This window comes from Mesorhizobium sp. WSM4850 (genome assembly GCF_055811735.1).
In genome coordinates, this window is sequence record NZ_JBVVPV010000058.1 from 22,082 (window position 1) to 29,942 (window position 7,861).

General features: G+C 59.3%; 6 protein-coding genes and 1 pseudogene. 1 reads left to right on the forward strand and 6 read right to left on the reverse strand.

Going from position 1 to position 7,861, the window contains the following annotated elements; translation table 11 throughout:
* Window positions 1–80: 80 nt before the first annotated feature.
* A complete protein-coding gene (locus AC0L2Z_RS31705) occupies window positions 81–926 on the reverse strand; it encodes an ABC transporter permease (RefSeq protein WP_287065387.1) in 846 nt (281 codons plus the stop codon).
* Window positions 926–1,894, reverse strand: coding sequence for a polysaccharide deacetylase family protein (locus AC0L2Z_RS31710; RefSeq protein ID WP_473630220.1), 969 nt, complete (start codon window positions 1,892–1,894; stop codon window positions 926–928). The genes AC0L2Z_RS31705 and AC0L2Z_RS31710 overlap by 1 nt, the downstream gene beginning before the upstream one ends.
* A 370-nt stretch (window positions 1,895–2,264) precedes the next feature.
* Here AC0L2Z_RS31710 and AC0L2Z_RS31715 point away from each other — a divergent pair, with 370 nt between their 5' ends.
* Window positions 2,265–3,401, forward strand: coding sequence for a glycosyltransferase family 2 protein (locus AC0L2Z_RS31715; protein ID WP_287065391.1), 1,137 nt, complete (start codon window positions 2,265–2,267; stop codon window positions 3,399–3,401).
* A gap of 128 nt (window positions 3,402–3,529) precedes the next feature.
* Here the strand turns inward: AC0L2Z_RS31715 and AC0L2Z_RS31720 are convergent, their stop codons facing one another.
* The 4 genes and pseudogenes from AC0L2Z_RS31720 to AC0L2Z_RS31735 all read right to left on the reverse strand — a co-directional run.
* Entirely contained in the window at window positions 3,530–4,597 is a 1,068-nt protein-coding gene (locus AC0L2Z_RS31720; RefSeq protein ID WP_287065393.1) for a glycosyltransferase family 2 protein, read from the reverse strand.
* 349 nt (window positions 4,598–4,946) lie between these two features.
* Window positions 4,947–6,257 (reverse strand): annotated as a pseudogene (ftsH, locus tag AC0L2Z_RS31725) (ATP-dependent zinc metalloprotease FtsH); the annotation flags it as partial.
* 522 nt (window positions 6,258–6,779) lie between these two features.
* Entirely contained in the window at window positions 6,780–7,553 is a 774-nt protein-coding gene (locus tag AC0L2Z_RS31730; protein ID WP_287250633.1) for a class I SAM-dependent methyltransferase, read from the reverse strand.
* An 83-nt stretch (window positions 7,554–7,636) separates the two neighbouring features.
* Window positions 7,637–7,861, reverse strand: a 225-nt coding sequence (locus AC0L2Z_RS31735) for a transposase (RefSeq protein ID WP_473630221.1), incomplete at its 5' end; no start/stop codon positions are given.

A 7,861-nucleotide genomic window follows, 5' to 3' on the forward strand; every position in this document is an offset into this window, starting at 1 on the left:
TGCCCATTGTGCAGAATGCGCGGCGGCCGACGAAAGGCGACCTTCACTCTCTACGGGGCCGCAAGGGTTATCATTTCTCTTCACAGCATGTCCATGGCCGTTCGTTCGACGCGTTGAAAGATCACGACGCCGATGAACAGCACGACCGAGGTCGTGACAAGCGCTGCCGCGATTTGTGGCGCACCGACTGCCGAAGTGCCGAAGAAGCACCAGCGCCATTCATCAATTATGACAGCGAGCGGATTCAGAAATCCGGTCAGCGTCCGGTACTGCTCGGGAATAGCCGAAAAAGGAAAGATGATCGGCGTCACGAACAGCCAGATCTGAATGAGGAAGGGAGTCATATGAGCTGTATCGCGGTACTTCGCGGTTGACGCTCCTAGACAAAGCCCAACAGCCAACGAGAATGCCGCGACCTGGATGATCACCAGCGGAAAGAACGCGAGGCGCCACGACAACCCGTCCACTTTTCCCGTCAGCTGGTACCAGAGCAAGAAGGCCAATGCGACGCCAAGCTGGATCGCCAAGGCCACACTGTTCGACAGCAGCGACGACACGGGAACGACGAGTCGCGGGAAGTAGATCTTGCTGAAAAGATGACCGTTCGCAATGAAGACCTGGCTCGCTGTGGAGACGACTTGGGAAAAATACGACCACAGCACCAACGCTGTCAGATAAAAGATTGGCGCGGGATGGCCACCGGTTGAAATGCCCGCGATACCGCTGATGACGGTGGTCAAGGCTGCGGTAAGCGCCAGGGGCTGCAGGATCAGCCAAGCCGGACCAAGCAAGGTCTGCTTGTAGCGGACTTTGATGTCGCGCATCGCGAACAGGAGCAGCAGATCGCGATAGCGCCACAGGTGCCAGAAATCGAGGTCAAACCAGCCGCGTCGAGGGGTGATGATGGTAGTCTGCTGTGCGTTCATCAGAACAGATGATCCTCGATTTTTCGCAAGAATTCGTCCCCTGACCAGTTGCCGACATACAATCGAGGCAAACGCAGCACGTCTGCCTCGGGCGCAACGTACCCGGCGCGCGTCGTGCATGCGAACTCAAATCCCGCTTCCCTTACGGCAGATACCGACAGAGCGTCATGGTCTCCGAATGGATATGCAAAAGAGAGGACGCGTTTTCCTGTCATTTGCTCACAGGCCGAACGGCCGTCGACGATCTCGCGAAGCTGGGTCGCGAAGGAATGGGCCGGAAGCGTGGGATGACTGACCGTATGACCGCCGATCGTGATCAGGTCGTCACTGATGTCACCAACCTCCCCGGGGGTCATAATACAGTGCTCTGGCCTGGCGTCGAGACCAACGCCCGCCCATTTCGCAATGTCTTCGATGTGCGCGTTCTGTCGCTCATACGGCAGTGTTCGGAGCGCCGACCATACCTCCCGGTAGACTTTGTCACGGCCGGCCTGATCCACCATCTTCGGGATAAGCCAGTGCTGCCTGGCTCCCTCGATGGTGATGTCGAGTTGGTCAGGCAGTTCAGACGTCTCAAGACAGATGCGCGTGAGCGCATCCCACCAGAATTCCCTGCCGCTTCCGATTGCTCCCGTCGCAACAAACAGCGTCATCGGGCAGTCGTGACGCTGCAGGATAGGGCGAGCGTTGCTGTAGACGTCGTGATAGCCGTCGTCAAACGTGACAACCGCAAGCGGTTTGCCTGGCTTTCCCCGTGCGTTGACATCGAACAGCTCATGCAAATGCACCACCTGCCGGCTCCGCGTCAGCGCGTCGATTTGTTCGTCGAACCTCGCCGGATGGACGGCCAGGCTCCACGGATCGACGGCGATGTCTGCAACGCGATGGTACATCAGTATGATGGGAGCACGGCGCAGGCGTCGACGCCGCACCAGCCGACCAAGCTGCAGGAGAACGCGCGGGATCACCATCGGTCTCCAGCCGCGGGAACCGCGAAAACCACGCTCATGTCCCTTCGCGGATGCCATCCCGATCGGCAGAAACGCCAAACATGTGAGTGTTCAAAGCATATAGCTGATCGCAATAAGACCACGACGCCACGGGCACGGAGGTGAGCGAATGAAAGAAAGCATGAAGGCATCACAAGTTTGGGCGGATTTGGAACCAGCATATTGGCACATGTCGCCGCCGAAAGTGCGAAAGATCGGGCGAGTTCTCAGACGTTGAAGTAGCTAGGGAGAGGCGCGGCTTGATACTATCCCGCTCGAGTATGTTAGCATTTAGGCCGGTGGCGCTCACTTTTCTTTCATCCTTCATCAAAAGCAGGTTTTTTTCGATATGCAACCCGCCGTTTCCGTCATCATTCCTGCCTACAATGCGGAAAAGACTATCCGAAACACGATCCAGTCGGCCGCCTCACAAACTTTCAAACAGCTGGAGATCATAGTGGTCGATGACGGGTCGACCGACCGGACCGCTGAGATCGTCGAGACATTTGCAACAAGTGATCCGCGTATTTCTCTTCTGAGACAGCAGAACCAAGGGGTTGCTGTGGCCAGAAACCTGGCAATTCATGCGGCGAAGAGTGAATTTATAGCGCCGCTTGATGCGGATGATGTGTGGCACCCGACAAAGCTGGAGAAGCAGCACGGCCTCTTCCAATCTCGGCCGTCTCTCGGCCTTGTCTACGCATGGTATCGGGTCATCGATGATGATGATTTGGTGATCGAATGCTCCCCGCCAACTCTCGCTCGCGGGGACGTTCACAACTGGCTGCTGGTTGACAATTTTATTGGCAATGCAAGTTCACCGCTAATCAGGCGATCAGTTCTTACGGCAACCGGGGGATACGACCCATCGCTCAGAGCCGCAGGAGCCCAAGGAGCCGAAGACTTGCAGATGCAGCTCAACATTGCCGCGATCTCCGATTATGATGTCGTTCCCGAGTATCTGATTGGTTACCGGCGATCACCGTCTTCTATGTCGACCAAGTATGTCGTCATGCTGACATCGCACCGCATCGTCCTTGAAACAGTCCGCACGCGACATCCCGGGCTAGCGTCTTTCTTGTTTCGTTGGTCCGATGGCGTGGCTTCAGCGTATTATGGCAGCGAAGCCGCCCGTACGTCGCCGCGCGCGGCCATCGCTCCGTTTGTCCACGCAACACGGATCGATCCGGCCGCGCTGTTTCATGTCTTCGCAAAGCCGATCGCACAAAACCTGTGGCGGCGGCTGCGTCGCTTTGTGCCGAGACTGCTTGCCGTTAAACAGCGCATGGTTCCGACCTCACCGCATTCCATCTGTACCTCCAGGCATTTTTTCGACGCCGATCCGACCTTCATCTGCCAGCCAGCTCCTCCGGAGTGGCTTCGAAGGCGCGTCCAGGTGGCCCTCAAGACCCCGACGCCGCGCCAGCTTCACGAGTCAGGTCCGAGGAGTATTGATCCGTCCGCTCTCGTCGAAAACGGCGCTTAGGTCCCAAACACGAGGTGACGCCTTCGAGAACCGCCGCAGCCAACCTAAGTCCGACGACGGTCGGCCTCGCCCATCTAGACGCCGCCGCCAGGCGGAAGTGCCGCCGCAAGCGCTCGAAATGGAAGCGCTCACCAGCTGGTCTCTTCATAAAGGCGCCGAAACTCGGCGTTCTTGTTTCGCATCCGCTTCACTCGAATTTTGACCCAGCGAGGAACCAGCCTGGCCCGGCAGTACATGTCGATCATGTGGGGCAGGCGGGAAATTGCCGTGCGCGGTTCCAGGACGAAGTATCTCTTCAGCAGGTCGCCGGCTGCGAACAGCCGCCCGCCGACCAAGGCTCTGATGGCAAGCCAATGGATCATGTCGACCAGATGCGCATCGAGATCGCTGCCGAACTGCGGATATTTTTCGCGATACTCGGCAAGGACGATTTCACATGAACGAAGCATCTGCATGACATCGCTCGACATGTTGACGTTCGTTATCCGATAGCCCACCAGGTGCTGAGGCACGACGCGGAATTCGTAATTTTCCGCTATTCTGAGGCACATGAGAAGGTCCTCGCAGCCCTGTGCGTTCCTGGCCCTCAGGGAAGGATCGAATTGTCCCGCCCGCTCGAATGCGGAGCGACGCATCAGCATCGAACTCCCGTTGCCGACAAAATTCATTCTGCACATCCGTTGCAAGACGTGGCCGTCGGCGTCGGGCCGGTTGTACAGTGAGAATACCCGGCCGTTCTCGTCGATTTGGGCAAACCAGCAATAGGCCAGGCCCGCGGAAGAACCGCCTTCCTGCAGGGCGCGCAGTTGCAGTGAGATCTTGGAAGGGGCCCAGAGATCATCCGCGTCGACGAACGCCAGAAACTCGGCATCGGTAGAGGCCGCACCGCTGTTGCGGGCCTGCGCAACACCGGCGTTCGACTGCCTCATCAGGCGTATACGCCGGTCTCTCTCAGCACAGGAGGCCACAATCGAGGCGGACTGGTCCGTCGACCCGTCGTCCACCACGATAATGTCCAGCGCCTGATGATCCTGCTGGCAGATGCTGGTCAAGGTGGCGCGAATGGTTCGCTCGGCATTGAACATCGGCACCACGACGCCGACCCTGGCATTGTCCTGGATCATAAGAGCCTTCGTTTTGTCTGCAAGAGTTGGTAAACGGATGGCGCCAGCATTGCAATCAGCACCGCTCTTCAATGATCGGGGCGAATTCGAGGCAAATGTGGTCGGTCATTCAGCCTTACCGTAGCTGGCGGATTCGGACCGTGACGAAAGCAACGCCAAATCCGAAAAACAGACACAACGATCGGTCGCGTAACGCTGCCTCATTAGCCTTTACTGAACAAGCCGGTCAACCGGCGCCGCGCGACGCGGATTGCGGCCGCCCGGCGCGTGTGAGAGGCCGTGCTGGTCTTCGTTGTTGCCAGGCCCTGGGCGACTATCTCAGTGATTGGCAGCGACACTATGCCACTGGGAACGGGTCACTTGGGGAGGCCGCGTCGAGATTGGCGATGCCAGGGATCTGCCGTCGGGACGGGCAAGGGCATCACCCGGCGGGGCGCGAGACGTTTGTAGCCGCAGCCTTGCCTCGTCGTACCGGTCGCTTCCCCGATTGCGGATCGGATGCCTCCGTTGTCGCGCGATCCGGTGCCGAGACGTTTCCGACGAGCGATGCAAGTTCAGCTTCACTTAGCGTCTCGATTTCGAGCAGCTTGCGCGCCGTCTTTTCCAGCAGATCCCGTCGCTCAGTGAGGAGGCCGACGGTTCGCGCGAAAGCTGTGTCGACGATGCTGCGAACCTCCGCGTCGATAGCCTCGGCGGTGGCCTCGCCGTAATCGTGCTCGCGCGGACCGCCGGCAAGTGGGTTGGGGCTCAGGAAGGAGCGCTGGTCCTTTTCCAGCGCCACATGGCCGAGCTTTTCCGACATGCCGTAGCGCGTGACCATGGCGCGGGCGATATCGGTCACTATGGCCAGGTCATCGGCGGCCCCCGTGGACAGATGCCCGAACACGATCCACTCGGCCGCCCTGCCGCCGAGCAGCACCGCCATCTTGTTCTCCAGTTCCTCGCGCGTCATGAGGAATCGGTCCTCGGTCGGCCGCTGGATCGTGTAGCCCAACGCGCCGACGCCGCGCGGGATGATCGATACCTTGTGCACGGGATCCACTCCGGGCAGCGCCATGGCTACCAACGCATGGCCCATTTCGTGATAGGCGACGACCTCGCGTTCCCTCGGGTTCAACAGTCGGTTGCGCTTCTCGAGCCCGGCCACGATGCGCTCGACCGCATTGTTGAAATCGTCCATCGTGACGACATCCGCCCTCCGGCGCGTGGCGAGCAGGGTCGCCTCATTGACCAGGTTGGCGAGATCGGCGCCGGTAAAACCCGGCGTCAGCGCGGCGACTTTTTCAGCATCGACATCCGCCGCCAGCTTAGCCTTCTTCATGTGGACCTGGAGTATCTGGACGCGACCTTGCTTGTCCGGGCGATCGACCAGCACCTGCCGATCGAAACGGCCTGCGCGAAGAAGTGCCGGGTCAAGGATTTCCGGGCGGTTCGTCGCGGCGAGCAGCACGACGCCGATTTTCGGGTCGAAACCGTCGAGCTCGACCAGGAGTTGGTTGAGCGTCTGCTCCTTTTCGTCGTGGCCGCCCATCATCGGGCCCGCACCGCGGGCGCGGCCCAGCGCATCGAGCTCGTCGATGAAGATGATCGCCGGGGCTTTGGCGCGTGCCTGCTCGAACAGGTCGCGCACACGGGCGGCGCCGACGCCTACGAACATCTCGACGAATTCTGAGCCCGAGATCGAGAAGAACGGAACTTTTGCCTCGCCTGCAACGGCTTTCGCGAGCCAGTATCCGGACGACGGGCTGGCCATCTTCCACGGCCCGCGCTGCATCGGCCGTTATGATGCCGAGGGCCGGGAGATCGGCGAGCCGATCTCACCCATGCTGCACCCGTGCTCGACGCCCTCAAGGCGTGGCCTGGAAGCGTCGCAGCCGGCCCCCCTCTCGGCAGCGCGGCGGCCAGCCTTGACTGCGTCTCGACACGAGGTCGGCGCTTCACCGGAAACGACGCAAGGGCAGCGACAAGCCCATGCGTAGGAGCCTGCCGCGGCAGGCACCTGAACCAGCAAGCGGCCCCCGGATGTCCTTCCGCTTTCATCCGGGGTCAACCGTCAACCCAAAGCGGACAGCTGATGTGCTACAAAAACCGCACAACTTGAAAAGCTACCGACACTACGCGTGCAGTGGGTGCAAAGGATTGGAGGTGGAGCGAAGCGGAACCGAAGTGTTACCCCGCGATACCTCAGGTGACCGCTATCTGAACCCATGCCCCCCGAAATAGGAGGCCGCCTGCGAGCAGGTTAGCCAGAATATCACTGGCGTCTTTGCGGATGCTTTCGGATTGCAACAAGCACCGCGCCGTCGTCCAAGCTACATTCAACAGACCCTAGAGCGGCCAGCGCGTTAGTGGCATCTACCGCATCCCCACCCGGTCCAGGCCCTCTGATAACGAAATGTCCTTTCTCACATGTGAAGTCCCACTTGTGCAGCTGCTTGTACGATTCCGTCTTTCCTTCGTTTTCAGCATGATAAAGCACGACGAAACCATCATGTTTTGTGACCGAGAGCATCTGTTGTATTGCCTTGAGTGGACTAGTCGTGTGGTCTATACAATTCTGTCCATGCACGATGTCGAAACTGTAATCGCCAAATTGGGTCCTAAGATTTTCGGCGTCACCGAAGACTGTTCGCACTAGAGGTTGGATCCCAAAATCTCTCAGAACTTGATCATATTCTGATGCCAGCAGGTCAGTTGCAGTAATCATGATCTCTTTCGAGGCATGCACTTTGCCGAGCTTCGTCAAGGGGCCAGCGCCCACATCGAGTATGCAAACTGGGTTGGTCGTCAACCTGTCGACATATCGCCCAACGTGATCCTGAATTGGTAAATTGGGGTCAAGACGTTCCTTGTAGTCCTCTGGCCAGAATGATCCCTGAGTGGAGAACCAGTGTCTCCAAAACAGAACTTCGTCGCTGAGCTGTTGGGATCGGCTGTCTCCCTCCAGCCAGCGCAGGATATTTCGTCCGAGCCGCCGAGCCCTAGTCAACACCGATGTCGATCTTCTCAGAAACCGTTCTCTAGACATGACGGGACTCCTCGGATCGTGCCCACTGGCGTGGTGTAGCTGACGGCACTGGACGCCGTGCTCTCCGGCATGGGCCGGACTGATCAGCGCGCCACTGCCGGCAGGCTGATGAGCGGATCATCGCTCATCTGGCTGATGGTCTCAAGCGTCATGTAGCGGGCCCGCTGCACGGCCCATTCATCATTCTGTTCGAGCAGCAAGGCGCCGACGAGACGGACGATGGCGTCGTCGTTGGGGAAGATGCCGACGACCTCGGTCCTGCGCTTGATCTCGCCGTTGAGGCGCTCGATCGGGTTGGTGCTATGCAG

Coding starts and splice junctions, on each gene's coding strand:
- AC0L2Z_RS31705 (WP_287065387.1), bottom strand. CDS start 926: ATGAACGCACAGCAGACTACCATCATCACCCCTCGACGCGGCTGGTTT.
- AC0L2Z_RS31715 (WP_287065391.1), top strand. CDS start 2,265: ATGCAACCCGCCGTTTCCGTCATCATTCCTGCCTACAATGCGGAAAAG.
- AC0L2Z_RS31730 (WP_287250633.1), bottom strand. CDS start 7,553: ATGTCTAGAGAACGGTTTCTGAGAAGATCGACATCGGTGTTGACTAGG.